The organism is Georgenia sp. Z1491 (genome assembly GCF_057652395.1).
In genome coordinates this window covers 970,414-993,976 of the sequence record NZ_CM172729.1, presented here as the reverse complement: position 1 = coordinate 993,976, position 23,563 = coordinate 970,414, and the positions used below count along the sequence as shown (strand labels likewise).

Annotated in this window: 20 protein-coding genes, 5 pseudogenes and 1 other annotated feature; of the genes and pseudogenes, 9 read left to right on the top strand and 16 right to left on the bottom strand. The window is 70.5% G+C overall.

Annotated features, from left to right (window positions below):
* Positions 1-10: 10 nt before the first annotated feature.
* The 6 genes and pseudogenes from AC24HA_RS04645 to AC24HA_RS04620 form a co-directional block, all read right to left on the bottom strand.
* A complete protein-coding gene (locus AC24HA_RS04645; protein WP_242134972.1) occupies positions 11-361 on the bottom strand; it encodes an antirestriction protein ArdA in 351 nt (116 codons plus the stop codon).
* Positions 358-1,033 (bottom strand): annotated as a pseudogene (locus tag AC24HA_RS04640) (ISL3 family transposase); the annotation flags it as partial. The pseudogene AC24HA_RS04640 and the gene AC24HA_RS04645, both read right to left, overlap by 4 nt.
* An 8-nt stretch (positions 1,034-1,041) precedes the next feature.
* Positions 1,042-1,889 (bottom strand): annotated as a pseudogene (locus AC24HA_RS04635) (IS30 family transposase); the annotation flags it as partial.
* A gap of 34 nt (positions 1,890-1,923) precedes the next feature.
* Positions 1,924-3,273: an IS256 family transposase gene (locus AC24HA_RS04630; protein ID WP_463649307.1), complete on the bottom strand. Its 1,350-nt coding sequence runs from the start codon at positions 3,271-3,273 to the stop codon at positions 1,924-1,926.
* A 62-nt stretch (positions 3,274-3,335) separates the two neighbouring features.
* A pseudogene (locus AC24HA_RS04625) lies at positions 3,336-3,530 on the bottom strand (helix-turn-helix domain-containing protein); the annotation flags it as partial.
* A 141-nt stretch (positions 3,531-3,671) separates the two neighbouring features.
* Positions 3,672-4,814: a calcium/sodium antiporter gene (locus AC24HA_RS04620; protein ID WP_487563583.1), complete on the bottom strand. Its 1,143-nt coding sequence runs from the start codon at positions 4,812-4,814 to the stop codon at positions 3,672-3,674.
* Between the two features lie 249 nt (positions 4,815-5,063).
* Here AC24HA_RS04620 and AC24HA_RS04615 point away from each other — a divergent pair, with 249 nt between their 5' ends.
* Positions 5,064-6,371, top strand: coding sequence for an ISL3 family transposase (locus tag AC24HA_RS04615; protein WP_425709734.1), 1,308 nt, complete (start codon positions 5,064-5,066; stop codon positions 6,369-6,371).
* Positions 6,372-6,779: 408 nt separating this feature from the next.
* Here AC24HA_RS04615 and AC24HA_RS04610 read toward each other — a convergent pair whose 3' ends face one another.
* Positions 6,780-7,814, bottom strand: a complete 1,035-nt coding sequence (locus tag AC24HA_RS04610; protein ID WP_487563582.1) for a DNA modification methylase — start codon at positions 7,812-7,814, stop codon at positions 6,780-6,782.
* Between AC24HA_RS04610 and AC24HA_RS04605 the strand changes: the two are divergent.
* Positions 7,813-9,061: pseudogene (locus AC24HA_RS04605) on the top strand (IS3 family transposase). The gene AC24HA_RS04610 and the pseudogene AC24HA_RS04605 overlap by 2 nt on opposite strands.
* Positions 8,091-8,219: a sequence feature (AL1L pseudoknot), on the top strand. (Overlaps the previous pseudogene by 129 nt.)
* 15 nt (positions 9,062-9,076) lie before the next feature.
* Here the strand turns inward: AC24HA_RS04605 and AC24HA_RS04600 are convergent.
* The 3 genes from AC24HA_RS04600 to AC24HA_RS04590 form a co-directional block, all read right to left on the bottom strand.
* Positions 9,077-9,232: a DNA methyltransferase gene (locus AC24HA_RS04600; protein WP_242134866.1), complete on the bottom strand. Its 156-nt coding sequence runs from the start codon at positions 9,230-9,232 to the stop codon at positions 9,077-9,079.
* Positions 9,233-9,396: 164 nt separating this feature from the next.
* Positions 9,397-10,500, bottom strand: a complete 1,104-nt coding sequence (ychF, locus tag AC24HA_RS04595) for a redox-regulated ATPase YchF (protein WP_425709417.1) — start codon at positions 10,498-10,500, stop codon at positions 9,397-9,399.
* 46 nt (positions 10,501-10,546) lie between these two features.
* Positions 10,547-11,128 carry a DUF421 domain-containing protein gene (locus AC24HA_RS04590; protein ID WP_425709416.1) on the bottom strand — a complete coding sequence of 194 codons (582 nt, stop codon included), beginning with the start codon at positions 11,126-11,128 and terminating at the stop codon, positions 10,547-10,549.
* Between the two features lie 210 nt (positions 11,129-11,338).
* Here AC24HA_RS04590 and AC24HA_RS04585 point away from each other — a divergent pair, with 210 nt between their 5' ends.
* Positions 11,339-12,589 carry a DNA recombination protein RmuC gene (locus AC24HA_RS04585; protein ID WP_425709415.1) on the top strand — a complete coding sequence of 417 codons (1,251 nt, stop codon included), beginning with the start codon at positions 11,339-11,341 and terminating at the stop codon, positions 12,587-12,589.
* Between the two features lie 9 nt (positions 12,590-12,598).
* On the opposite strand, the gene AC24HA_RS04580 is transcribed toward AC24HA_RS04585, so the two are convergent.
* The 4 genes from AC24HA_RS04580 to AC24HA_RS04565 all read right to left on the bottom strand — a co-directional run bounded on the left by AC24HA_RS04580 (position 12,599) and on the right by AC24HA_RS04565 (position 16,268).
* Positions 12,599-13,306 (bottom strand): hypothetical protein, encoded by a 708-nt coding sequence (locus tag AC24HA_RS04580; RefSeq protein ID WP_425709414.1) that lies wholly within the window; start codon positions 13,304-13,306, stop codon positions 12,599-12,601.
* Between the two features lie 219 nt (positions 13,307-13,525).
* Positions 13,526-13,756 carry a hypothetical protein gene (locus tag AC24HA_RS04575; RefSeq protein WP_425709413.1) on the bottom strand — a complete coding sequence of 77 codons (231 nt, stop codon included), beginning with the start codon at positions 13,754-13,756 and terminating at the stop codon, positions 13,526-13,528.
* Between the two features lie 229 nt (positions 13,757-13,985).
* Positions 13,986-15,035, bottom strand: a complete 1,050-nt coding sequence (locus tag AC24HA_RS04570; protein ID WP_425709427.1) for a 4-hydroxy-3-methylbut-2-enyl diphosphate reductase — start codon at positions 15,033-15,035, stop codon at positions 13,986-13,988.
* Between the two features lie 120 nt (positions 15,036-15,155).
* The gene (locus AC24HA_RS04565; protein WP_425709412.1) at positions 15,156-16,268 is read right to left on the bottom strand and encodes a Pr6Pr family membrane protein; all 1,113 of its coding nucleotides are present in this window, start codon (positions 16,266-16,268) and stop codon (positions 15,156-15,158) included.
* A gap of 122 nt (positions 16,269-16,390) precedes the next feature.
* Between AC24HA_RS04565 and AC24HA_RS04560 the strand changes: the two genes are divergently transcribed.
* From AC24HA_RS04560 to AC24HA_RS04545, 4 genes are read left to right on the top strand one after another with little or no spacing between them, the layout of a single operon-like run.
* Positions 16,391-16,807, top strand: coding sequence for a DUF3151 domain-containing protein (locus AC24HA_RS04560; protein ID WP_425709411.1), 417 nt, complete (start codon positions 16,391-16,393; stop codon positions 16,805-16,807).
* Positions 16,804-18,057 (top strand): exodeoxyribonuclease VII large subunit, encoded by a 1,254-nt coding sequence (gene xseA / locus AC24HA_RS04555; protein ID WP_425709410.1) that lies wholly within the window; start codon positions 16,804-16,806, stop codon positions 18,055-18,057. The genes AC24HA_RS04560 and xseA overlap by 4 nt, the downstream gene beginning before the upstream one ends.
* Positions 18,058-18,069: 12 nt before the next feature.
* Positions 18,070-18,441 carry an exodeoxyribonuclease VII small subunit gene (locus AC24HA_RS04550; protein ID WP_425709409.1) on the top strand — a complete coding sequence of 124 codons (372 nt, stop codon included), beginning with the start codon at positions 18,070-18,072 and terminating at the stop codon, positions 18,439-18,441.
* Positions 18,438-19,163, top strand: a complete 726-nt coding sequence (locus AC24HA_RS04545; RefSeq protein ID WP_425709408.1) for a carbonic anhydrase — start codon at positions 18,438-18,440, stop codon at positions 19,161-19,163. The genes AC24HA_RS04550 and AC24HA_RS04545 overlap by 4 nt, the downstream gene beginning before the upstream one ends.
* Positions 19,164-19,184: 21 nt before the next feature.
* On the opposite strand, the gene phoH2 is transcribed toward AC24HA_RS04545, so the two are convergent.
* On the bottom strand, positions 19,185-20,438 hold the full coding sequence (gene phoH2 / locus AC24HA_RS04540; RefSeq protein WP_425709426.1) for an RNA 5'-3' helicase PhoH2: 1,254 nt from the start codon (positions 20,436-20,438) through the stop codon (positions 19,185-19,187).
* A gap of 471 nt (positions 20,439-20,909) precedes the next feature.
* On the bottom strand, positions 20,910-21,665 hold the full coding sequence (locus AC24HA_RS04535) for an isoprenyl transferase (protein ID WP_487563609.1): 756 nt from the start codon (positions 21,663-21,665) through the stop codon (positions 20,910-20,912).
* Positions 21,666-21,804: 139 nt separating this feature from the next.
* On the opposite strand from AC24HA_RS04535, the gene trhA reads away from it, so the two are divergent.
* Complete coding sequence (gene trhA / locus AC24HA_RS04530) at positions 21,805-22,515, top strand: PAQR family membrane homeostasis protein TrhA (RefSeq protein ID WP_425709406.1); 711 nt, start codon at positions 21,805-21,807, stop codon at positions 22,513-22,515.
* A 32-nt stretch (positions 22,516-22,547) separates the two neighbouring features.
* Positions 22,548-23,390 (top strand): annotated as a pseudogene (locus AC24HA_RS04525) (PPK2 family polyphosphate kinase); the annotation flags it as partial.
* Positions 23,391-23,563: the final 173 nt, after the last annotated feature.

Sequence of the window (23,563 nt, the reverse complement as noted above, 5' to 3'; positions counted from 1 at the left end):
TTCGTTCCCTTCACAGGTTCCTGAAGACGTACACGGAGATCGCGTCGGCTCGGACAACCGTGTAGTCGTGTTCGAGGTCGCGGGTCCAGGCAACCCAGTTGAAGTAGCGCACAAGCTCTTCCGGCGCGTCCTGCGGGATGAGGCCGATCTCCTCGGCGAGAGTCTCGGCGTAGTCGCGGAAACTGCCCCATGTTCCGCAGAAGCGCTCTTCGAAGTCGGAAACAGACGGCAGGTCTCCAGTGCCTTCTGCGACGTAGCTGCCGGAGGCCGTCCAAGCGCACAGAGCATCGCGCTGGTGCTCAGGGACCGCGAGGAGGACGCGAGCCCACTCTGCGGCCTCCGACGGACTTATCTGGCTCATCGCATTTGAGGGTGTAGCAAGGGTCTGAAGCCGCCTGATTCGAGGAGGCTGCAGGCGATGTAGTTGGTGAGGTTGCGGAAGCCGAGGGCGGAGCCGCGCAGGTGTTCGAGCCGGCCGTTGGTCGCCTCCGTCGGACCGTTGCTGGTGCCGGGGCGGTCGAAGAACGCCAGCACGTCGGCGGCGCGTTTGGTTGGTCAGCGTTCGGCCGAGCTTGGCCAGGTCGGGCAAGGCTTCAGGCACCTTTTTGCTCAGCGCGGTGATGAGCTTGTCCATCATTGCTTTGGCCTTCACCCGGTCGGGTTCTCGGTAGGCGGTGACCATGGCCTGGTAGATCTCCCAGGTCGCTTCGACCGCGGCGTGCTTCTCGTGGGCGAAGAGGACGCTGAGGCGTTCTTTTTGGCGGTCGGTCAGCAGGCTCATCCCGGTGTGGAGGGTGCGGCGCGCCTTGTAGAGCGGGCCGTCCTTGCGGTCTCTGCGCTGGTGGAGCTGTTGCTGGACGCGTCGTCGGCAGTCGTCCAGAGCGTCTCCGGCCAGGCGAACGACGTGGAAGGGATCCATCAGCGCTACCGCGCCCGGTAGGGCCTCGCTGGCGGCGGTCTTGAACCCGGAGAATCCGTCCATCGCTACCACCTCGATGCGGTCCTTCCGTTGCTTGGGGTGGGCCTCCAGCCAGGGTGGTGTCAAAGCGTGGAAGCAACATGGGGTTCGCCGGCCAGTAGTCGGGCGAAGGATTCTGTCGGTGTCAGGAAGCCCAGTCGGCGGCGGGCCGGTTGTTGATCTCCTCCGCGATGGTGGCGAGGTAGGGCTGGTGGTCGGGGATCGCCGTGCCCTTGGGGAGGTACTCGCGGTAGAGCCGGTTCGTGTTCTCGTTCGATGGCCGCTGCCACGGCGAGTGGGGGTCGGCGAAGTAGACCGGCATGTCTGTGGCCGGGGAGACCTTTGCGTGGTGCGCCATCTCGCTGCCCTGGTCCCTTACCAGCGAGGTCTGCATCATCCGGGGCAGCTCGGTGAAGTACTCGATCACCGCGTCCGCGGGGCCCTCGGCGTGTTTCGAGGGCAGGGCGAGCGGGCCGGTGAACCCGCTCATCCGCTCCACCAGCGTCGCCGCGCACGAGGACCCGTTCTTCCCGATGATCAGGTCGCCCTCCCAGTGCCCGGGTACCCGCCGCTTCGCCGCGTCCTCGCCACGCTCCGCGATCGGGACCATCCCCACGATCGGCCCGCCTCGGGAGCAGCCGTGCGTGCGGGGCCGGCGCTTGGTCCGTTTGGACTGCAAGAAGATCCCACGCTTGGCGAGTTCTCCGCGGGGGATCGCGTAGATGTACTGGTAGATCGCTTCTCCGCTGACGGTGCGGCCCTGAGCGTCGGGAGAGTTCGCCATGCGTTCAACGGTCGGGTCTGCGGCCTCCAGACGCAAGCGACCCGCGATCTCGTTCGGCGTCCATGACGCTGCGAGGTCGGCGTTGACGCGGGCCTCGAGTACCGGGTCCTTTGCCACTTTCCGGACCTGTGGGCGAGAGCGCTGGCGGAGCCTGTCAAGTTGTCTGTGTAAGGGGGCCGGGTCAGAGGTGGGGGTTGATTCGGTCGGGGTAGACCAGTGAGAGCTGTTGGAGGGCCGTCTTCCAGTTCGTGGTGACAGCGCCCTCGACGAGCCGGCCCGAGGCTCGTCGCTCGGCGGCGGGTCGTCCTCGTTCCTTGGCTCGCTCGCGCGCTCTTTTGTCCTCGATGTTGCAGATCGCCAGCCACAGCAGCTTCACTGCCGCGGCGTCGTTGGGGAAATGGCCCCGGTTCTTGGTGACCTTGCGGAGCTGGTAGTTCAGCGACTCGATCGCGTTGGTCGTGTAGATGACCCGCCTGAGTTCGGGCGGGAACGCCAGGAACGGGGTGAACCGCTCCCACGCGGCGCGGAACGTCTTGACCGCCGAGGGGTAGCGACGGCCGAGCTCGCTGGCCTCGAAGGCCTCCAGCACCTCCAGGGCGGCCTCAGCGCTGGGCGCCTGGTATATCGGCCGCAGCGCGGCCGTCAGAGCCTTACGGTCCTTGTAGTTCACGAACCTCGTCGCGGCCCGGATCAGGTGGACCACGCAGGTCTGCACGGTCGCCTGGGGCCAGGTCGCTTCGACGGCCTCGGGGAACCCCGTGAGCCCGTCGCAGCACACGATCAGCACGTCACGCACGCCCCTGTTGGCCAGCTCGGCGCAGACGCCGGCCCAGAACTTCGCTCCCTCGCTGGCCTGGACCCAGATACCCAGGACGTGCTTGATCCCGTCCATATCGACGCCGATGGCGAGATGGGCGGACCTGTTGCGCACGTGTCCGCCATCGCGGATCTTGACCACGATCGCGTCGAGGTAGATCACCGGATACAGCGCCTCCAACGGGCGGTGCTGCCAGGCCAGGACCTCCTCGCTGATCTGGTCCACGACCTTGGAGATCGTCTCGTAACTGATCTCGGTGCCGATCGTGGTCGCGAGGTGGTGCTCGACGTCCCGCAACGTCATCCCGCCTGCGTAGAGGCTGATGATCATGCCGTCCAGGCCATCGAGACGGCGCTGCCCCTTGGGCACCAGCATCGGCGTGAACGTCCCGTCCCGGTCCCGGGGGACGGCCAGATCGACGTCCCCGATCTGGGTCGCCACGGTCTTCGGGCTGGTCCCGTTACGCGAGTTCGGGTGCTCGGCAGCGTCCGCGTCGCCACGGTCGTAGCCCACGTGCTCGGTCAGCTCGGCACCCAGACCCCGCTCGAGCGCGGCCTTGAGCATCCCGCCGAGCAGGCCCTGCTCACCCGTGAGCGGCTCGCCGGCATCGATCTTGGCGAAGATGTCGTCCAACGCTCCAGAGCCCTTCAGACCGTCCGCGATCTCCTTCTGCCGCCGTCTGCGTTCCGCACGCTCCGGACTCTCCTTGGTCATGGTCACAGCATGTTCTCCTTCGAACGCTGACCCCACCCCTTACACAAACCATCTGACACGCCCCGCTGGCGTTGCGCTTTCACGTCCGCGGTCACGGCTTGATAGCCGCGCGTCTTCGTCGAGTTCGGTCGAAGCTCTCTGGAGACCACCGAAGGGCATCTACCCAGGTGAGACGCGATCTTCCGGACTCCCCACCCGGCCTTCGATCCCGTCGAGATCTCCATCCGCTCCGTGAACGTGAGTCGCCGCCGCACCATCCCAGGCCTCCTCGCCTCGAGCCCCCACGGACCGGGAGTGTTGCTACGACGCTATGACACCACCAACCGACAGTCATCTCTTGCCGATTTACATTCAGCCGACGACCTGAATGAAGCCAGCAGCCGAATGCACTCGACGGTCTACGTCGAAGTCGTGGTCTGGTCCAGGTCTCGGCGTCCCTTGCGGAGCCCGATTTCGTAGGCTGTAAAGGAAATGAGCGTCAGTGCGATTAACGGCAGCACGAACCACGCCATGGCTACGGTGAATCCCTCCAGTGCATCGTGCGCTGTGGCAGCCAGCACAAGGTATCCGGTGTAGGCGGCGTACAAAACCACGAACAAGCCGCCCTCCCAACGCGCCACCGCGAAGCCCGTGAACGCGATCGGCAGTAGTGCCACTGCGGCCGCCAGCATTACTGGGATATCGAAGGCCACTGCGGCGCCGGATACGGGAATGCCCTCAAGAGAGATGAGCGCGGTTAGTCCTAGCACTACCCCTATGTTGAAGATATTGCTGCCGACCACGTTGCCCACCGCTAGGTCCCGTTCACCGCGACGCACGGCAATGATGGACGTCGCCAGCTCGGGCAGCGATGTCCCGACAGCCACAACGGTCAGTCCGACCACGAGGCTGCTTACGCCCAACGTGGTGGCTATGTTCACTGCTCCTTCCACGAGCAGCGTGGCACCGGCGACCAGCAACGCGACCCCCAGCAGCACAAAGAAGAGCGACCTGCTGACCGAGGCGCCTAGCGCAGCCCCTTCCTCGTCGGCTGGATCGATGGTTGCCGAATCTCCTGTCCCTTCCCGGGCATTCACCGCGGTCTTGGCGTCCCGCCGACTAATCACCACGGACATTATGGTGTGGACCACCACACCGAAAAATAGTATCAGCCCGTCCACCGCACTGATCCTCCCATCCATGGACACAAGGAGCAGTAGAACTGACAAGACGACCATCAGGGGCAGGTCAAAGCGGATCAGCCTCCGCTTTACAGCGAGGGGAACGACCAGCGCGGACAGTCCCAGGATGAGCAGGACATTAATGATGTTGCTGCCAACCGCATTGCCCACGGCAAGCCCCGGTTCATCACGCAGTACAGCACCGACGCTCACTGCGAACTCTGGTGCCGACGTCGCCGCTGACACTACGGTGAGACCGATCACCAATGACGAAATCCCGAAACGTCCGGCCAGTGCTGACGCCCCACGCACCAAAAATTCCCCACCCAAGACCAGCAGCACCAGTCCGGCCACGATCCGTCCAATATCAAGCGCATCCATGAGTAGGAGTGTACGGACCACAGTTCAGGCCCTGCCACGAGCACCCGCTGACCTCGAGATTTCACTGGGGTGTGGTCTCGACGGGTGGGCGTCATAGAGAAAGGTGCTCCTGGCCTGGGATGATACGGGGCTCTTCACAATCGAGGGTGTAGTGCCGTGAGGGGGCGGGGTGGCGCGTCGGTGCCTGGGTAGGGGTCGAGGTCTTCCGATGATGGGGGTTCCTACGCCTCCCATCGGGAAGACCTCGACGTGTCTGACGCTACCTTCGCCTGCCCGGACCTGACCACGTTCGCTCGGCTCGACGAGCTTGGCCTCGAGGCCGTCGGGCAGTGTCTCGAGCCCGATCGTGCGGTGATCGCCTGCCGCGTCGTCGAGCCCGATCAGTGGTGCCGGTGCTGCGGCTGCGAGGGCGTCCCGCGTGACACGGTGACCCGCGAGCTGGCCCATGAGCCGTTGGGTTGGCGCCCCACGACGCTGCTTGTCACGGTGCGTCGCTATCGGTGCACTGGGTGCGGGCACGTGTGGCGCCAGGACACCACCGCGGCTGCGGAGCCGCGAGCTCGGCTCTCCCGCCGCGGGCTCCGGTGGGCGCTGGAGGCCGTCGTGGTCCAGCACCTCACGGTCGCTCGGGTCGCCGAGGGGCTCGGGGTCTCGTGGAACACCGCCAACGCCGCGGTCCTGACCGAAGGACACCGGGCATTGATCAACGACCCGGCCCGGTTCGACGGCGTGCAGGTCCTGGGGGTCGATGAGCATGTGTGGCGCCACACCAGGCGCGGCGATCGGTACGTCACCGTCATCATCGACCTGACCCCGATCCGTGACGGGACAGGGCCGGCCAGGCTCCTGGAGATGGTCGCGGGCCGTTCGAAGCAGGCGTTCACGACGTGGCTCGCCGGCCGCCCTCAGGCCTGGCGAGACGGCGTGGAGGTCGTCGCGATGGATGGGTTCTCCGGCTTCAAGACCGCAACCACCGAAGAGCTGCCCGACGCGGTCGCTGTCCTGGATCCGTTCCACGTGGTCCGTCTCGCCGGCGAGGCACTCGATGACGCCCGGCGCCGTGTCCAGCAGGACACTCATGGGCATCGGGGCCGTTCCGGGGACCCGCTCTACGCCGCCCGCCGGACGTTGCACACCGGTCTGGGCCTGCTCACCGAGAGACAGCACCAGCGCCTGAACAGACTGTTCGCCGGCGACACGCACGTCGAGGTCGAGGCCACCTGGGCCGTCTACCAGCAGATGGTCACTGCCTACCGCGAGCCCGACCGGGCTCGCGGTCGCGTCTTGATGACTCAGCTGATCGACTCGCTCAGCCGGGGTGTCCCGGCGGTGCTGGCCGAGATCCGTCGGCTCGGCCGGACCCTCAAACGTCGGGCCGCTGACGTGCTGGCCTACTTCGACCGGCCCGGCACGAGCAACGGTCCCACGGAGGCCATCAACGGGCGGCTCGAGCACCTGCGCGGCTCCGCCCTGGGCTTCCGCAACCTCACCAACTACATCGCCCGCGCGCTCCTCGAGACCGGCGGCTTCAGACCCCAACTACACCCTCGATTGTGAAGAGCCGTGATACCCCCCCCTGGGTCCACTCGCCAGCAACTAGGGCACCCAGGAAGGGCCGGTCGAATCGAAAGGTCCGGAGAAGCGGGACAAGCGCGTTCGCGATCTCACCGGCCTTGTTGACAGAGTGCTTCGTGTATCGTCGCCACGCGCTCTCGATGAAAGCTGCCGGTCTTCCGGGCATGCTTGACGAGCCGCCTCGCTCCAGCACACAGTCCAAGTCGTGCTTGTTGTCATGATCGTCGACCCAGGTGACCTTCTTTCTCGTTCCGCGAGCAGGTCGGGGCCCTTGGCGATCCACGAACAGGTCGAACTCATTTGCGACCGGGAGGATCATGTCGAAGAACGCTTGCTCCATCATGTAGCCAGCGATCTGCCCAAGCGCGTGGGAGGGAGAAACTGCCATTTTCAGCCTTCGATCCAGAGGTAGCCCTCGTGCAGAGGGTGACGGTGCTTGCGGTTCTTCCACTTGGTGTTGCGGTCTCTGACCTTCGTAAAGGACCAGGCCTTGAACCCGGCGGCGACGGCGAGCTCACCGAGCCACTTCTCCACCGGCGCATGGACGCCGTAAGGAGCCGAGTCACCGACGACGTAGCAGACCTTGGCGCCCTGCACGGTCTTGCGTCGCAGGGCCTGGAAGACCTGGGCGTTGTCGTAGAAGTAACCGGCGAGCATGACGTTGTACGCCTTGTTCCCGGCACGCTCCTTACGCACCTGGGTGAGCTCTTCGTACACCGGCACGAACTCGTCGATGATAGGAGCCATCAAAGGCGATTCGAGCGCTTCGTCGGCCTTCCAGCGCCCCACATTCTGCGTTGCCGACCGCAGGAGGACGTCGCGCAGGTTACGGAGATCCTTCCACCCCTCGATCTCTCCGAGGAGAATCTGCTCCAGGCGGAGGGTGTCGGCATAGTCATAGTTGTTGGCGTACGGCGGCGACGTGATCACCGCGTCGGCCCAGCCGTCCTCGACCCCATTGAGAGTCCTGGCATCGGTATGTAGCACCGACGCAGCCACCGGGTCGTCGCCGAGCAGGAAGCGCCTCATCTCCATGTCGGCAGCGAAAGTCTCCCCTGCAGCCTCGAACGCGCTCATCGGCTCGGCGACGCGGCTCTTGGTCTTGTTCGGCAGGACGTACTGCCACTGAGCCGTCCCAGCAGGGGAGCAGGCACGGATGATCGAGACGAACGCGAGCCAGAGGAGCTCGGCGATGCCGTCCCTGCCCTGCTGTTCAAGCACCGCGTCTCGAATCCTCAGCAGATCGTGCAAAGACTCGGCGTCTGGGAAGCACTTACCAATAAGGGGCGCAGTGGGAACCTGGACGGAATGCTCAAGCTCGACAACGCCGAGAACCTCGCGCACACGGTGACGCAACTCGTCGGGGTCCTCTGAATCGCTCCGGGTCTGGTGGAGGCTCTGATCCAACGGAAGGATGCCGAGCATGCCCGCACCACGGAAGTACCCCGACGAGCTCCGCGAACGCGGCACGCGGATGACGCTGGAAGCCCGTCAAGACCCCGCCACGAGGACCGGAGCATTCCGCCGCGTAGGAGAACAGCTCGGGATCAATCCCGAGACGCTGCGCAACTGGGTCCGCCAAGCCGAGATCGACCACGGCCACCGCCCCGGAATCACGACCAGCGAAGCCGCCCGGGTGGCCGAGCTGGAGAAGGAGAACCGTGAACTACGGCGGGCGAACGCGATCCTGCGCTCGGCGTCGGCTTTCTTCGCGGCGGAGCTCGACCGCCCACAGCGCTGATCGTGGACTACATCGACGAACACAAGCACGAATTCGGTGTCGAGCCGATCTGCGCCACACTCTCCGCAGCGGGCACGCAGATCGCACCGAGCACGTACTACGCGGCCAAGACGCGCCCTCCTTCAGTGCGCAGCCTGCGCGATGAGCAGGTGCTCGTGGAAATCCGGCGGGTGCATGAGGCCAACTACGGGCTCTACGGGGCCCGGAAGGTCCACGCACAACTGCGGAGGGAGGGCCTGCAGGTGGCCAGGTGCACGGTGGAGCGGCTCATGCGAGCCGCAGGCCTGCGCGGGATCAGCCGCGCGAAGGGACCGAGGACCACGGTCCCAGGCCGCGGCCCGGATGAGCGTCAAGACCTGGTCCAGCGAGACTTCACCGCGGCGGCTCCGAACCAGCTGTGGGTCGTAAGACATCACCTACTGCCGCACCTTTCAGCGGATGGGTGTACGCCGCGTTCATCATCGACGTGTTCTCCCGCCGGGTGCTGGGCTGGCAGCTGTCGAAGTCGTTGCGCACGGACCTGGCCCTGGACGCGTTGGAGATGGCGTTCTGGACGCGTCAGCGTGCCGGCCAAGACGTGGCCGGGCTACGGCACCACAGTGATAGAGGAGTCCAGTACGTCGCCGTGCGATACACCCAGCGGCTCGCCCAGGCCGGCGCAGTCGCCTCAGTCGGCTCGACGGGGGACTCGTATGACAATGCCCTCGCGGAGGCGTTCAACTCGCTGTTCAAGGCGGAGCTGATCCGGAACAAGGGGCCATTCAAGTCCATCGAGGACCTGGAGATCGCGGTCGCGGAGTACATCGACTGGTTCAACCATCGTCGTGTGCACGGCGAGATCAGGCTGGTCCCTCCGGTCGAGTTCGAGGACGTCTACCATCATGAGAACCCCGTGCCGGCGCCTGCCGGGGCGGCACTTACGAGCCTCTAACAAACCCGGGGCGATTCACTCCGTCCACAGGAGCTTGGCGTTGGCGATGCGAGCAACCATCGGGTGGACCTCGGTGGCGACGGACTCGACTTTCTGCTCCTGCGCCACGAGGGACGTCGTGCCGGAACCGCCGAACGGGTCGAGCACTCTCCGGACGCCCCAGTGTCGCATCAGACCGCTCGCCCAGTCCGCGGATTAGCCGGCGCTATACCGGAACCACCGGTGGACCGGGAGTTTCATGTTGTCGGTGAACGTCGTCGTGTTCCTGGACCCTCCTCGCACATCGAAGAGAAACTCCTGAGTCGACTCCGCAAAAGAAGGCGTGACCAGCGCGCTCACTTCTTGCCACCAGACGTAAGGCCTGTACGGAACTCCACCACGTCGCCGTCCTGCATGACGTAGTCCTTACCCTCCATGCGCGCCCGGCCGCGGGAGCGCGCCTCGGCCACCGACCCGGCGTCGACGAGGTCGTCGAAGCTGATGACCTCCGCCTTGATGAAGCCCTTCTCGAAGTCCGTGTGGATGACCCCGGCGGCCTGCGGGGCCTTCCAGCCCTGACCGATGGTCCAGGCGCGGGCCTCCTTCGGCCCGGCCGTGAGGTAGGTCTGCAGCCCGAGCGTGCGGAAGCCGACCCTCGCGAGCTGGTCGAGGCCGGCCTCGTCCTGCCCGGACTCCGCGAGCATCTCGGCCGCCTCGTCCTGCTCGAGCTCGACGAGCTCGGACTCGAACTTCGCGTCGAGGAAGATCGCCTCCGCGGGAGCCACGAGCTCGCGCAGTCGCGCCTGCATCTCGGCGTCGGCGAGCCCGTCGTCGTCGGTGTTGAAGACGTAGATGAACGGCTTCGTCGTCATCAGCTGGAACGAGGCGAGGATCTCCGGGTCGAGCCCGGCAGCCGAACCGGACGCCGACAGCGTCTCGCCGCGCTCGAGGATCTCGACCGCGGCCTTCGCCGTGGCGAGCACCTCGGGCTCCCCCTTCTTGATCCGGGCCTCCTTCTCGAGGCGCGGGATCGCCTTCTCGAGCGTCTGGAGGTCGGCGAGCACCAGCTCGGTCGTGATCGTCTCGATGTCCGACGCGGGGTCGACCTCGCCGTCCACGTGCACGACGTCCGGGTCGGCGAACGCCCGCGTGACCTGGCAGATCGCCTCGGCCTCACGGATGTTGGCGAGGAACTGGTTGCCGAGCCCCTCCCCCTCGCTCGCACCCTTGACGATGCCCGCGATGTCGACGAAGGACACGGTCGCCGGCAGGATCCGCTCGCTGTCGAAGATGTCGGACAGGACCTGCAGGCGCGGGTCGGGCAGCGGGACCACCCCGACGTTCGGCTCGATCGTCGCGAACGGGTAGTTCGCGGCGAGAACGGTCGCGCGGGTCAGTGCGTTGAACAGGGTCGACTTGCCGACGTTGGGCAGGCCGGCGATTCCGATGGTGAGTGCCACCAGGAGAGTCTAGGTGCGCCGACGGCCCGCACGAGCAGTCCGCCCCTCACGGCCGCCGCGCCTCGATGAGCTCGCGCAGCTCGGCCACGGCGCGCTCGAGATCGGCGACGCTCACCGCCTGCTCGCCGTCCCGGATGTCGACACCAACCTGACCGCCCTGGGTGATGGTCGCCCGCTCCACCTCGGCGGCGGAGTCGGCACCCTGCATGCGCAGGGCGATCGAGAGCTCCTCACGGGTCATGCCGAGCCGGTGCAGCGCCGCGTCGTCGATCCTGCCGTCCTCGGCGAGAACCGTCGAGCGCCCCTCCAGCAGCACCCTGGCCCACTCCCAGCGGGCGGCCAACCGTTCCAGCCCGGCGTTCACCGACACCAGCACGACGATCCCGAGCACCGCGCCGGTCACCGAGAAGTCGTCACCGATGATCGCGTTCTGGATGGCCTCGCTCAGCAGCAGGACCACCACCAGGTCGAGACTGTTCATCTGAGCCAGCATTCGTTTGCCCGCGACACGCACGACGAGGACCACCGCGAGGTAGACGCCCACCGTGCGCAGGATCTTGTCCAGCGGTGGGATCTCCATGACGAGAAGCTCCTGCACGAGCGACTGGCTGACGAGCTCGAGGGTCACGACGGTTCGCCTTCGCCTGCACGCACGGAGCACGGCCGCCGACCTCGGCGATCGTGCCGGAGCGCCAGCCTGGCACCGTTCGCACCGCGCCGCGAGGCGCCTGCCGGAGCGGGACGACCGGGCGGGCACGGTTCGGCGCGAGGTGGCCGGGCAGCGCAGGGTTCGGCACGACGGGCGCCCGGTGTCGGCGGCGCCTGTGACGATGGCGGCATGACGCTCTCGACGCCCGTGCTCGTCCTCGTCGTCCTGCTCTGCCTGGCTGCGGGGGCAGCGCTCGGCGCGGGCGGGCACGCCCTGATCACCGGCCGTCGCGAGTCGGAGCGTGCGCAGGGCACGCACGAGCGGGCCACCACCGACGCGGCAGAGCTGGGCGCGGCCCGCGCCCGTGCGGACGAGCTCGCCGCCCAGGTCGCAGACCTGCGGGAACGCGCCTCGGCCGACGCCGACGTCCTGCAGGCCCTCGCCCCGCTGCGCTCCGGCCTGGCCGACGTCGGGCACCAGGTCCAGCGGCTCGAGCGCGAGCGGGCGGCCCGCGCCGCGGCGCTGGACGAGCAGCTCGCCGCGGCCCGACGGGCGGACGCCGAGCTCGTCGCCGCGACCGGCGAGCTGGGCCGCGCGCTGCGGGCGGGCGGCTCGCGCGGGCAGTGGGGCGAGGTCACGCTGCGGCGCGTCGTCGAGGCGAGCGGGATGCTCGCCCACGTCGACTTCGACACCCAGCGCACCGCGGGCACCATCTCAGGCTCCCGGTCCGGCGCTCGGCCGGATCTCGTGGTCCACCTGCCGGGCGGGCGAACGCTCGCCGTCGACGCCAAGGTCCCGATGGACGCCTACCTCGAGGCGAGCGCGATCGACACCGGTGCGAGGGGCGCGGACGCCGAGCGCCGCGAGCGACTGCTGGCCGCGCACGCGAAGGCCCTGCGCGGGCACGTCGACGCCCTCGCGTCCCGCGGCTATCACGCGGAGCTGCCCGGCAGCCCGGAGCTCGTCGTGCTGTTCCTGCCGTCCGAGCCGCTGCTCGGTGCGGCGCTGGAGGCCGACCCCGGTCTGCTGGAGCACGCCCTGGCACGCGGGGTCGCGCCGACCTCACCGTCGTCACTGCTCGCCCTGCTCCGCGCCGTGGCCGCTGTGTGGAGCGGTGAGAAGGCGGCCGACGAGGCCGGCGAGCTGCTCGAGCTCGGTCGCACGCTCGCCGACCGCCTCGCCACGGTCGCCACGCACCTGGGTCGGGTGGGATCGTCGCTGCGCTCCGCCGTCGGGCACTACAACAGCGCGGTCGGCTCCATCGAGGGGCGCCTGCTCGTGACCGCCCGATCGCTGGAGTCGCTCGGCGCGCGGGACCTCGAGCTGCGCCCGCTGGACGCGGACGACGCGCAGGTGCGGGCCTTCACCGCACCCGAGCTGGCCGAGGCGGACGCGGAGCCGGCCCAGGTGCGGCCCGAGCGCGAGGAACGCGCGGGCTGAGGTGGCCCCTCAGACGTCCCGCTTCTGCGCGATGGCCCAGATCCCGCCGATGAGCGCGACGACACCTCCGACGACGACGGCGTAGAGGCCGATCCCGATGTCGATCATGTCCTGGGCGCCCTGCTCGTCGATCTGGTTCATCGCGTCGACGAGGTCGATCACGCCGATTCCGGCGACGACGAGTGCGAGGATCGCGCTGACGATCCCGACCCAGGCGCGGCCCTTCCCGAGTCCGATGAGCACGCCGCCGACCGCGGCGAGGATCGCGAGCGGGAGGATGAGCACGCCGTCCCTGCCGTCCTCCATGCCGTTGATGGACTCCGACACCCCGAACATCGACACCTCGAGCCAGGGCAGGAAGCAGCCGATCGCCGCGACGACGCCGCCGAGCACGAGGATCCAGCCGGCGATCGGTGTCGAGACGCGCTTACGCGTGCCGGCGCCGTAGCCCTGCGGGGATCCGTACCCCTGCGGAGCGCCGTAGGCCTGGGCACCGTGGAAGCCCTGCTGACCGCCGGGCGCACCGTACGGGGACTGACCTCCGTACGGCGACTGGCCGCCGTAGGGGGAACCCGCCTCGTACGGCGACGGGGCGCCGTACCCGGGCTGGGCGCCGTACCCGGGCTGAGCGCCGTAGCCCGGCTGCGCCCCGTAGCCGGGCGTCCCGCCCTGCTGGGGGTGGTTCCAGCCCTGACCCCCGTACTGCTGATCACTCATCGCGAGACCTCCGCTCCGTCGGTACGTGGCGACCCGGACGGTGGTGCCCGGGTCCGACCGCGCCGCGGCGCAGCCCACTCCCAGGAGCGTAATCCGCGCACGCCGCGCGGCCCCCGCCGAGGGATGGGTACCTCAGGGCGGGGGCTCGCGACGCCCCCACCAGGGCCGGTCCGGCTCGGGGCCGGGTTCCGGCGCGGGCGGGTCAGACCTGCGCGCGGATCAGGCGTTCGACCGGCTCAACCACCTGCGCAGTGCGCGCACCGTGGTCTCGACGACGCCGGTACCGCGCTGGGCGTGCGGCTGGTCGTTGAACGGGGCCACGGCCTGGTTGTGGGCACCCTGGCTCCGGTTCGCGAACGCCTTGCCGCGCGGGTCGAACGTGTGGTCGGACTGCGGCAGGTTCCAGCTCGCGCCGGACCACCGCCCACCGGACCTCTGGGACTCGGACATGTCCTCACCTCCGGACCGCCGCGTGCGGTCGGCCACCTCGACGTGATCCTGACGGTCGCACGCGTGCGAATGACGGTGATTCTACCGCGCGGCAGCGCTGATCGGAATGATTCTCGCTACCGCGCGGCGCGTGCTGCGGACCGCAGCCGGCCACGTCGGCGGGCACGGCGGGCGCGACGCTACCGGGCGGCGCGGGCCCGACGTCACCGGTCGGGCCGAGCCGGCCGCGTCACTCGCCGGCGCGAGCGGCGCGAGCCCGGCGCGGCTGGTCGACCGAGAATCCGGAGGCCTTGAGGTCGGACCGCAGGTTCTTCGGCAGCGAGAACAGCACGTCCTCCGTGGCCGTGCGCACCTCCTCGACCCCGAGGAACCCCAGCTCCTGCAGGCGCAGCACGACGTTGCGCACGAGGATCTCCGGAACCGAGGCGCCCGAGGTGACGCCGACCGACGTCGCACCCTCGAGCCAGGTCGGGTCGAGCTCGTCGGCGGTGTCGACGCGGTAGGCCGCGCCGGCACCGGCCTCGAGGGCGACCTCGACAAGGCGCACGGAGTTCGACGAGTTCGCCGACCCGACGACGATGACGACGTCCGACTCGGGCGCGAGCTTCTTCACCGCGACCTGCCGGTTCTGGGTGGCGTAGCAGATGTCGTCGCTCGGCGGGTCCTGGAGCGCGGGGAACCGCTCGCGCAGCTTGTTCACCGTCTCCATCGTCTCGTCGACGCTGAGCGTGGTCTGCGAGAGCCAGATGACCTGCTCCGGGTCGCGCACCTCGACCTGGTCGACCTCGTGGGGGCCGTTGACGACCTGGATGTGCTCGGGCGCCTCGCCGTACGTGCCCTCGACCTCCTCGTGGCCGTCGTGGCCGATGAGGAGGATGTCGAAGTCGTCGCGGGCGAAACGCACGGCCTCCTTGTGCACCTTGGTCACGAGCGGGCACGTCGCGTCGATGGTCGCGAGGTTCCGAGCGGCGGCCTGGGCGTGGACGGCCGGGGAGACACCGTGGGCGGAGAAGACGACCCGCGCGCCCTCCGGCACCTCGTCGGTCTCGGCGACGAAGATCGCGCCGCGCCTGGACAGGGTCTCGACGACGAACTTGTTGTGGACGATCTCCTTGCGCACGTACACGGGTGCGCCGTACAGCTCGAGGGCCTTCTCGACGGCGTCGACGGCCCGGTCGACGCCGGCGCAGTAGCCGCGCGGGGTGGCCAGGAGGATGCGCTTCCCGTCCGGGGAGTCGAAGGACTCGACCTGCTGCGGGAACGCCGACGCGCCGGCCAGGGACTGGATCGTGTCGGTGTCGGTGGAGGTCACGCCTCCAGGATAGGTGGCCGGCGCAAGGGCCGGCCGGGGAGGAGGCTGCTCTCACACCGCGCGGGCGCCCGGCCCTCGGGTGACCGCTCAGCGCCCCAGCGCGGCACCGCGGAGGCGGCCGATCCCCCACACGAGGAACCCGCAGACGAGCCAGGCGCCCAGCAGCATGGCGGCGGTGCGCAGGAAGTCCGAGGCACCCGGGTCGAGGAAGGGGTAGAGCGGGTACCCCAGACGGTCGGACTGCCACATGTACACGGCGAGGTAGCCGAACATCGGCAGCACCCACAGCACGGGCCAGAAGCCCGGCACGCGGTCCTGGTTGCGGCCCACGACCAGCCAGTCGAGCACCATCGCGGCCGGCAGCACGAGGTGGACGACGAGCGAAAGGCGGTCCTCGAGCGATCCCTCGAGGACGCCGACGAAGATGACGGCGGTCATCACCGAGTACGTCGTCACCAGCCCGCGGAACCATCCGTGCCGGCCCTCGAGCCGGTGCCGGGCGGAGCCGGGCGAGAGTGCCCGCAGCACGGACGCGGCCATGACCAGCGCCACGAGGATCGTGCTCACCGTGGTGAAGAACGACAGCTGGTCGAGCAGCCCCGGCCATCCGCCGACCTCGTAGGTCGGGACGAGCAGCTCGTACACGGCCCAGATCGCGACCGCCGCCACGGCGAGGCGCCAGAGGACAGAGATCGCCACGACGCCCCCGTTCGCGGGAGGGAGCCCTCTGCGCCCCCCGAGGCTCTGCGGGCCCCGGTACGGGACCGCACCCGACGGCGGCCGGCCGGCTGCGTGCGGCGCTCCGGGTCCGTAGGGCGAGCCCGGCGCATGTCCGGGACCGGGCGCGTAGGGCGGGCCGGGGGCGTGTCCTCGACCGGGCGGGGGCACTGCTGCCGCCGGCCCCCACCCGGGTCCCGGCGCGGGCTCGGACAGGGCGGGGAGCTCGGCGGTGGTCACGCGCGCCTCCGGATCCTGCGGGGTCGCGGCCGAGTCGAACCGGGCGGCCCCGCCGGGGCGGGGCTCCGGGGCGACCGGGGCCATGGCCTCGGTCCGCGCCGGATCCTCGGACACGGGGCGGCTACCCGTGCCCGCCGGCGGACGGCCCGACGACCCGCCCCTCGAGGCGCGCACCTGAGCGGCCATGGAGCCCGGGACGGCGACGGTCGGGTCGATGTCGTCCTCGTCGTGCGGGTGCGTCATGTCGGTTCCTCGTCGGTCGTCGTCGCTGTGGTCCGACGTCGAGCGTAGGCATCCCGGCCGTTCCCGGCAGGCCGCGGCGCGGACCGAACGCACGCGCAGGGGCTCGGTGCGACGATGGGGCCATGGCAGACAACCTTCTCGCGCCCGACCCCGTCCGTCTCCCCGAGGACGGCCCCGACGCGGCCGCCTCCGCCGCGCTCGAGGCCGGCACCGACCCCCGCGAGGTCGCGGCCGCCAACCCCGCCTCGTCCCTGGCCTGGGCCACGCTGTCCGGCTCCGCCCTCGACGGCGACCCGGTCGCCGCGTACGCGTTCGCCCGCACCGGCTACCACCGTGGGCTGGACGCGCTGCGCAAGGGCGGCTGGCGCGGCCAGGGCCCGGTCCCGGCCTCCCACGCACCCAACCGCGGCGTGATCCTCGCCGTGCTCGCGCTCCGCGAGGCAGCCCGGGCGATCGGCGAGACGCCGGAGGTCGAGCGGCTCTCCGCCCTGGCGGACGACTTCGACCCCGACGCCGAGGCGATCCTCGCCCGCGCGTGACCACGGGCGACGCCGGCGAACGCGCGCCGCTGCCGGCCACCGCGGCCGCGACGACGCCGGAGGCTCCGTGGCCGGTCCGTCTGCTGTCGCAGAAGATCGCGGACTACGTCGACCGCATGTCGGCGCTGTGGGTCGAGGGCCAGCTCGTCGAGGTCAACCGCCGGCCGGGGGCGCGCACCGCGTTCCTCACGATGCGCGACACCGACGCGGAGATGTCGCTGCGCATCTCCATCGCGGCACGCGCCCTGCCGGCCGAGGTCGCGCCAGGTGCCCACGTCGTCGCGCACGCGAAGCCGAGCTTCTGGACGAAGAACGGGAGCTTCAACCTCTGGGCCGACGACCTGCGGGCGATCGGCGTCGGCGGCCTGCTCGCGCGCATCGAGGCCCTCCGGAAGGTCCTCGCCGCCGAGGGGCTCTTCGACGACTCGCGCAAGCGGCCGCTGCCGTTCCTCCCCCGCGCCGTCGGGCTCGTCTGCGGCCGCGACGCCAAGGCGAAGGACGACGTCCTCACCAACGCGCGCCTGCGCTGGCCGGCCGTCCGGTTCGAGGTCCGGGAGGTGGCCGTCCAGGGCGTGAGCACGGTCCCCGAGGTGAGCGCCGCGCTCGCCGAGCTCGACGCGATCGACGAGGTCGACGTCGTCGTCGTGGCTCGCGGCGGCGGGTCGGTCGAGGACCTCTTCCCGTTCTCCAACGAGGCACTCGTGCGCGCGGTCGCCGGGTGCCGGACGCCGGTCGTCTCGGCGATCGGGCACGAGGGCGACTCGCCCCTGATCGACCTCGTCGCCGACGTGCGCGCGTCGACGCCGACGGACGCCGCCCGCCGGGTGGTCCCGGACTTCGCACGGGAGAGCGCCGGCGTGGCCGACGCGCGCGAGCGGGTCCGCCGCGCGGTCGTCGCCCGGCTCGAACGGGCCGGTGCCGAGCTCGCGACGCTGCGCGGCCGCCCCGTCCTCGCCAGGCCCGAGAGCATGCTGGAGGGCCCGACCGCCGAGGTCGTCGCCCTGCGCGGCCGCAACCGAGGGGCGTTCGACGGGCGGCTCACCGCCGCCTCGGCCGAGCTCGCCCGGGCGCACGGCGGCCTGCTCGCCCTGTCCCCGGCGTCGACGCTGGCACGCGGGTACGCGGTGCTCCGGCGGCAGGACGGCACGGTGGTACGGGACCAGGCCGAGGTCGTCGCCGGCGACCGGCTCGAGGCGATCCTCCACGCCGGCCGGCTCGGCGTCGAGGTCGTCGCCACCCGCGAGGTGTAGTTGACTGACCGGGTGAACGTCCGGATGCAGCACCCCGACTCCCTCGACCCTCAGCGCCAGGCGCGGCCACCTGCCGAGGCGGGGCCCACCGCCGACGACTCCGCCCCGACGGCCCCGGCGACGGGCGACGGGGCCGCCGACGACGGTGTCGACCAGCTCACCTACGAGCAGGCTCGCGACGAGCTCGTCGGCGTCGTGAGGCGCCTCGAGTCCGGTGAGCTCCCCCTGGAGGAGGCGCTGCGGCTGTGGCAGCGGGGCGAGGCCCTCGCGGACCGGTGCCAGGACTGGCTCGACGGCGCCCGCCGGGCCCTCGACGAGGCGCGCGGGGATCGGGGCGACGAGGCGGACGACGCCGGGACCACCCCCGCGGACGGCCGCGCATGACCGCGCACCCCACCCCGGGCGAGGCCTGGGCCCGCCTCCGTCAGGGCAACCACCGGTTCGTCGCCGACACCATGGAGCACCCGGACCAGTCCGCCGCGCGGCGCACGGAGGTCTCGGTCGACCAGACCCCGTTCGCGGTCGTCCTGGGGTGCTCGGACTCCCGGGTCGCCGCTGAGCTCGTCTTCGACCAGGGGCTCGGCGACCTGTTCGTCGTGCGCACGGCCGGGCACGTGCTCGACACCACCGTCATCGGGTCGATCGAGTACGGGGTCGGCATCCTCGGCATCCCGCTGATCGTCGTGCTCGGCCACGACTCGTGCGGGGCGGTCGGTGCCGCGGTCAAGGCGCTGACCACCGGCCGGATGCCGACCGGGTTCGTGCGCGCCGTCGTCGACCGGGTGATCCCCTCGCTCGTCACGCGCGCCGTCCTGCCGGGCGAGACCCCCGACGGCGAGGCGGCCCCGGCCGGCGCCGAGGGGACGCCGACCGACGACGACTCCCGGCTCACGCTGCCGCCGGCGGGCGACCTGCGCCGTCAGCACGTCCGCTCGACCGTGGAGATGCTCGTCGACTACTCGGCCATGGTGCGCCAGTCGATCGCTGCCGGCGAGACCGCCGTCGTCGGGGTGGAGTACACGCTCGCCGAGGGGACCGCGATGCTCGTCGACGTCGTGGGGGACGTCGGTGAGGCCCCGCTCGCCACGGGCGCTGCCGCCGGCTGACCCGCCCGGCGTCCGGGCCCGTCAGACCTCGTAGTTCTCCAGCAGGTCGGTGACCAGGGCGGCGACCGCGGACCGCTCGGACCGGGTGAGGGTGACGTGCGCGAAGAGCTCGCGCCCCTTGAGCGCCTCGACCACGGACGCGATGCCGTCGTGCCGCCCCACCCGGAGGTTGTCCCGCTGGGCGATGTCGTGCGTGAGGACCACCCGGGAGTTCTGCCCGATGCGGGACAGCACGGTCAGCAGCACGTTCCGCTCGAGGGACTGGGCCTCGTCGACGATGACGAACGCGTCGTGCAGGGAGCGTCCGCGGATGTGGGTCAGCGGCAGGACCTCGAGGAGGTTGCGGCCCATGACCTCCTCGACGACCTGGGAGTCGACGACGGCGCCGAGCGTGTCGTAGACGGCGTCCGCCCACGGGTTCATCTTCTCGGCCTCGGTGCCGGGCAGGTAGCCGAGCTCCTGACCACCGACGGCGTACAGCGGGCGGAACACGAGGATCCGCTTGTGCTCGCGGCGCTCGAGCACCGCCTCCAGGCCCGCGCACAGGGCGAGCGCCGACTTGCCGGTGCCCGCCCGGCCCCCCAGGGAGACGATCCCGACGTCGGGGTTGACGAGGTGGTCGATCGCCACGCGCTGCTCGGCCGAGCGACCGCGCATCCCGAAGATCTCCCGGTCGCCGCGCACGAGCGTGAGCCGACCGCCGGCCGAGGTCCGCGCGAGGGCGGAGCCGCGCGGGGAGTGCAGGACCACGCCGGTGTTGACGGGCTGCTCGAGCAGGTCGCCGGGGGTGGCGAGGTCGGCGACCTCGAGCGCCTCGGCGCTCCACAGGTCGGACATCTCCGACTCGGTGAGGTCCGCCGTCGTCATCCCGGTGTAGCCCGAGTCGACGACCTGCCCCGCGCGGTACTCCTCGGCGTCGAGGCCGACCGCCGAGGCCTTGACCCGCATGGGCAGATCCTTGGACACCACCGTGACGGCGTTGCCCTCGGCGGCCAGGTTCGCGGCGACGGCGAGGATGCGCGTGTCGTTGTCGCCCAGGCGCAGCCCCGACGGCAGGACCGCGTCGTTGGAGTGGTTGAGCTCGACCCGCAGCGTGCCGCCGTCGGTGCCGACCGGGACCGGCCGGTCGAGGTGGCCGTGCCGGACCCGCAGCCCGTCGAGCATGCGCAGCGCGGCGCGGGCGAAGTAGCCGAGCTCGCTGTGGTGACGCTTGGCCTCGAGCTCGGTGACGACGACGACCGGCAGGACGACGTCGTGCTCGGCGAACTTCGTCATCGCGCGGGGGTCCGACAGCAGGACCGACGTGTCCAGGACATAGGTGCGCAGCGCGGTGCCCTGGGGCTCCGGGACGCCGAGCTCTGCGGCGACCTCGCTCCCGGTGCTGGTGACGGCCTCGGACGCGGTGTGCTGGGCGGCGGTGGTGCTCACGTCGTGCTCCCTCCGGCGCAGGTGCGCGGGTCAGGACCCTCGGCCGGGCACGCGATGCGCCGGCCTCGGACTCGGGGCGGGCGGACGGCCCACGGGGGCCGGCCGGCCCCCGTCGTGCGCAACGTGTGCGCCATGGGCGACCTCCCGGAGGACGGCGGTCGTGCCGTCCGTCGGACACGAAACTACGCCGCGCCCGGCCCCGGGGGCGGAAGGCTCGCGCGCGCGTCGAGCAGGTTCGTCAACTGTTCACGTGAGCGACACGCGGGTGTCATGGAGGTCACGGGTCAGCGGCGTCGACCGCACTCCCGGCGGAGGCGTTCAGCGGCCGAGACGGCGCTCGCGGTGGGAGAAGTCGCGCAGCGCCCGCAGGAGGTCGACGCGCCGGAAGTCCGGCCAGAACGCCTCGCAGAAGTACAGCTCGGAGTGCACCGACTGCCACAGGAGGAACCCGCCGAGGCGCTGCTCGCCGGAGGTGCGGATCAGCAGGTCGGGATCGGGCTGACCCGAGGTGTACAGGTGCCCGTCGATGTCCGCCACGGTGAGGCTCGCGGCGACCTCCTCCAGCGAACGACCCTCCGCGGCGCGCTCCGCGAGGAGCGAGCGCACGGCGTCGGCGATCTCCTCGCGACCGCCGTACCCCACGGCGATGTTCACCACGAGACCGTCCCCGACCGGCGAGGCGGCCGCGCGCAGCCGGTCGGCGATGTCGGCGGGCAGCAGGTCCAGGGAACCGACGAGGCGGACGTTCCACCGCGCGGTCGCCCCGATCGAGGCGACGGAGCCCACGATGATCTCCAGCAGGTCGGCGACCTCGGCCGGGTCGCGCCGCAGGTTGTCCGTGGAGAGCATCCACAGCGTGACGACCTCGACGCCGACGTCCTCGCACCACTCGAGCAGCTCGTGGACCTTGTCCGCGCCCCGACGATGGCCGTCGGCGGTCTGCGCCCCGACCGACCGGGCCCACCGCCGGTTCCCGTCGAGCATGACGCCGACGTGCTTCGGCATCCGCGACCGGTCGATCTCGCCGAGGAGGCGGCGCTCGTACAGCGAGTACAGCACGTCGCTCGAGCGCACCGTCCACCTCCGTCCGATCGTCGCCGGGTGCGACATACCCGGCAGCGTAGCGACCGTGGCGAGGGAGTCGCGCCACGGCACGTCCACGCGGCGGCATCCGTCCTTCCACCCCTACCTACAGTCCTGTAGGTTGAGTCGCATGAGCCTCGCCCAGGGCGGCCCCGCACCGGTGGACCGTGGCGCGCCCGCACCGGCGCCGCCGCGCCCGGTCAAGCCGCTCGCCCGCGGATGGATCCACCTCGTCACGGCGCCGCTCGCGTTCGTCGTGGGCCTTGCGCTCGTCGCCACCGCTCCCACCCTCGGCGGGCGGATCGCGTGCGCAGTCTTCGCTCTCACCGCCGTCCAGTTGTTCGCGACCTCGGCGGTCTACCACCGGGGCGTATGGAACGACCGGCTCGGCGTGCTCCTGCGCCGGCTCGACCACACCAACATCTTCCTGCTCATCGCCGGCACCTACACGCCGCTCGCGGTCATGCTCCTGCCGGCCCGCACGGCGACGGTCCTGCTCGCGGTCGTCTGGGGCGGCGCGCTGCTCGGCACGCTGAGCCGGCTGTTCTGGCTGTCCGCGCCGCGCTGGGTCTACACACCGGTGTACGTCGCCCTCGGCTGGGTCGCGGTGTGGTTCATGCCGGACTTCTGGCGTGCGGCCGGCCCCGGGGTCGTCGTCCTGCTCGTCGTGGGCGGCCTGGCGTACACCGCCGGTGCGGTGGTCTACGCGCTCAGACGCCCGGACCCGGTCCCGCGTGTGTTCGGGTTCCACGAGATCTTCCACGTCGGCACCGTGATCGGGTGGGCCTGCCACGCGGGTTCGGTCGCGCTCGCCTCCCTCGCCGCGGCCGGCGCCCACTAGGGTCGGAGGCCCACCTCGACAAGGAGCTCACCGTGGCCGACGACCTCGCCTGGACCGCACCGCCCGCCGGCCTCCTCAGGCCCGGCCCCGACTTCGACCTCGCGACGTTCGACCGGGCGTCGACCCCGGGGTTCGACGGCGGCAAGGCCGACGGCAAGGCGCTGACCGCCGAGCGCGGCCTGCTCATGTCCGAGCTGCAGGAGCGGCTGTTCGCCGAGGGACGCTCCGGCGGCGAGCGCTCGGTCCTGCTGGTCCTCCAGGGGCTCGACACCGCGGGCAAGGGCGGGATCGTGCGGCACGTCATGGGCATGGTCGACCCGCAGGGGATCGATCTGCACTCGTTCGGCGTCCCGACCGAGGAGGAGAAGCGGCACAACTACCTGTGGCGGATCCGCCGGGCGCTCCCCCGGCCGGGCCGCATCGGCGTCTTCGACCGCTCGCACTACGAGGACGTGCTCGTGGCGCGCGTCGACCAGCTCGTCGAGGAGGAGGTGTGGCGCCGCCGTTACGCCGAGATCAACCGGTTCGAGCGCACCGTCACGTCCCGGGGCACGACCATCGTCAAGGTCGCCCTCATGGTCTCGAAGCAGGAGCAGGGGCTGCGGCTGCTCGAGCGGCTGGACCGCCCCGACAAGCACTGGAAGTACAACCCCAGCGACGTCGCCACCCGCAAGAAGTGGGACGACTACCAGGAGGCGTACTCCGACGTCCTGGCCCGGACGAACACCGACATCGCTCCGTGGCACGTGATCCCGGCGGACAAGAAGTGGTACGCGCGCCTCGCCGTGACCGAGCTGGTCACCCAGGCGCTCATCGACCTGGACCCACGGTGGCCGCGCCCCCGATGGCGGGTCGCCACGCAGGTCGCCGCGCTGCTGCGCACGATGGACCCGGAGAACGTGCCCACGGACGACGAGCGCAGCGAGACCGTCGAGGACTCGCTCGCCGACGAGCGGGAGTTCGCCGAGGCGGTCGCGGGCGCTACGCCCTCCGCGGCGCCGGCCCCCGAGAAGGGGTCCGGTGGCAGCGAGGACGCGAGGTCGGACGG

What these genes read in the sequence shown, in the direction of transcription:
- AC24HA_RS04580 (WP_425709414.1), bottom strand. Translation starts at nt 13,306, where the DNA reads ATGAGTGATCAGCAGTACGGGGGTCAGGGCTGGAACCACCCCCAGCAG.
- phoH2 (WP_425709426.1), bottom strand. Translation starts at nt 20,438, where the DNA reads ATGACGAAGTTCGCCGAGCACGACGTCGTCCTGCCGGTCGTCGTCGTC.
- AC24HA_RS04645 (WP_242134972.1), bottom strand. Translation starts at nt 361, where the DNA reads ATGAGCCAGATAAGTCCGTCGGAGGCCGCAGAGTGGGCTCGCGTCCTC.
- AC24HA_RS04545 (WP_425709408.1), top strand. Translation starts at nt 18,438, where the DNA reads ATGACCGCGCACCCCACCCCGGGCGAGGCCTGGGCCCGCCTCCGTCAG.
- AC24HA_RS04610 (WP_487563582.1), bottom strand. Translation starts at nt 7,814, where the DNA reads ATGCTCGGCATCCTTCCGTTGGATCAGAGCCTCCACCAGACCCGGAGC.
- AC24HA_RS04630 (WP_463649307.1), bottom strand. Translation starts at nt 3,273, where the DNA reads ATGACCAAGGAGAGTCCGGAGCGTGCGGAACGCAGACGGCGGCAGAAG.
- AC24HA_RS04585 (WP_425709415.1), top strand. Translation starts at nt 11,339, where the DNA reads ATGACGCTCTCGACGCCCGTGCTCGTCCTCGTCGTCCTGCTCTGCCTG.
- AC24HA_RS04560 (WP_425709411.1), top strand. Translation starts at nt 16,391, where the DNA reads ATGGCAGACAACCTTCTCGCGCCCGACCCCGTCCGTCTCCCCGAGGAC.
- AC24HA_RS04565 (WP_425709412.1), bottom strand. Translation starts at nt 16,268, where the DNA reads ATGACGCACCCGCACGACGAGGACGACATCGACCCGACCGTCGCCGTC.
- trhA (WP_425709406.1), top strand. Translation starts at nt 21,805, where the DNA reads ATGAGCCTCGCCCAGGGCGGCCCCGCACCGGTGGACCGTGGCGCGCCC.
- AC24HA_RS04600 (WP_242134866.1), bottom strand. Translation starts at nt 9,232, where the DNA reads ATGCGACACTGGGGCGTCCGGAGAGTGCTCGACCCGTTCGGCGGTTCC.
- AC24HA_RS04620 (WP_487563583.1), bottom strand. Translation starts at nt 4,814, where the DNA reads ATGGATGCGCTTGATATTGGACGGATCGTGGCCGGACTGGTGCTGCTG.
- AC24HA_RS04575 (WP_425709413.1), bottom strand. Translation starts at nt 13,756, where the DNA reads ATGTCCGAGTCCCAGAGGTCCGGTGGGCGGTGGTCCGGCGCGAGCTGG.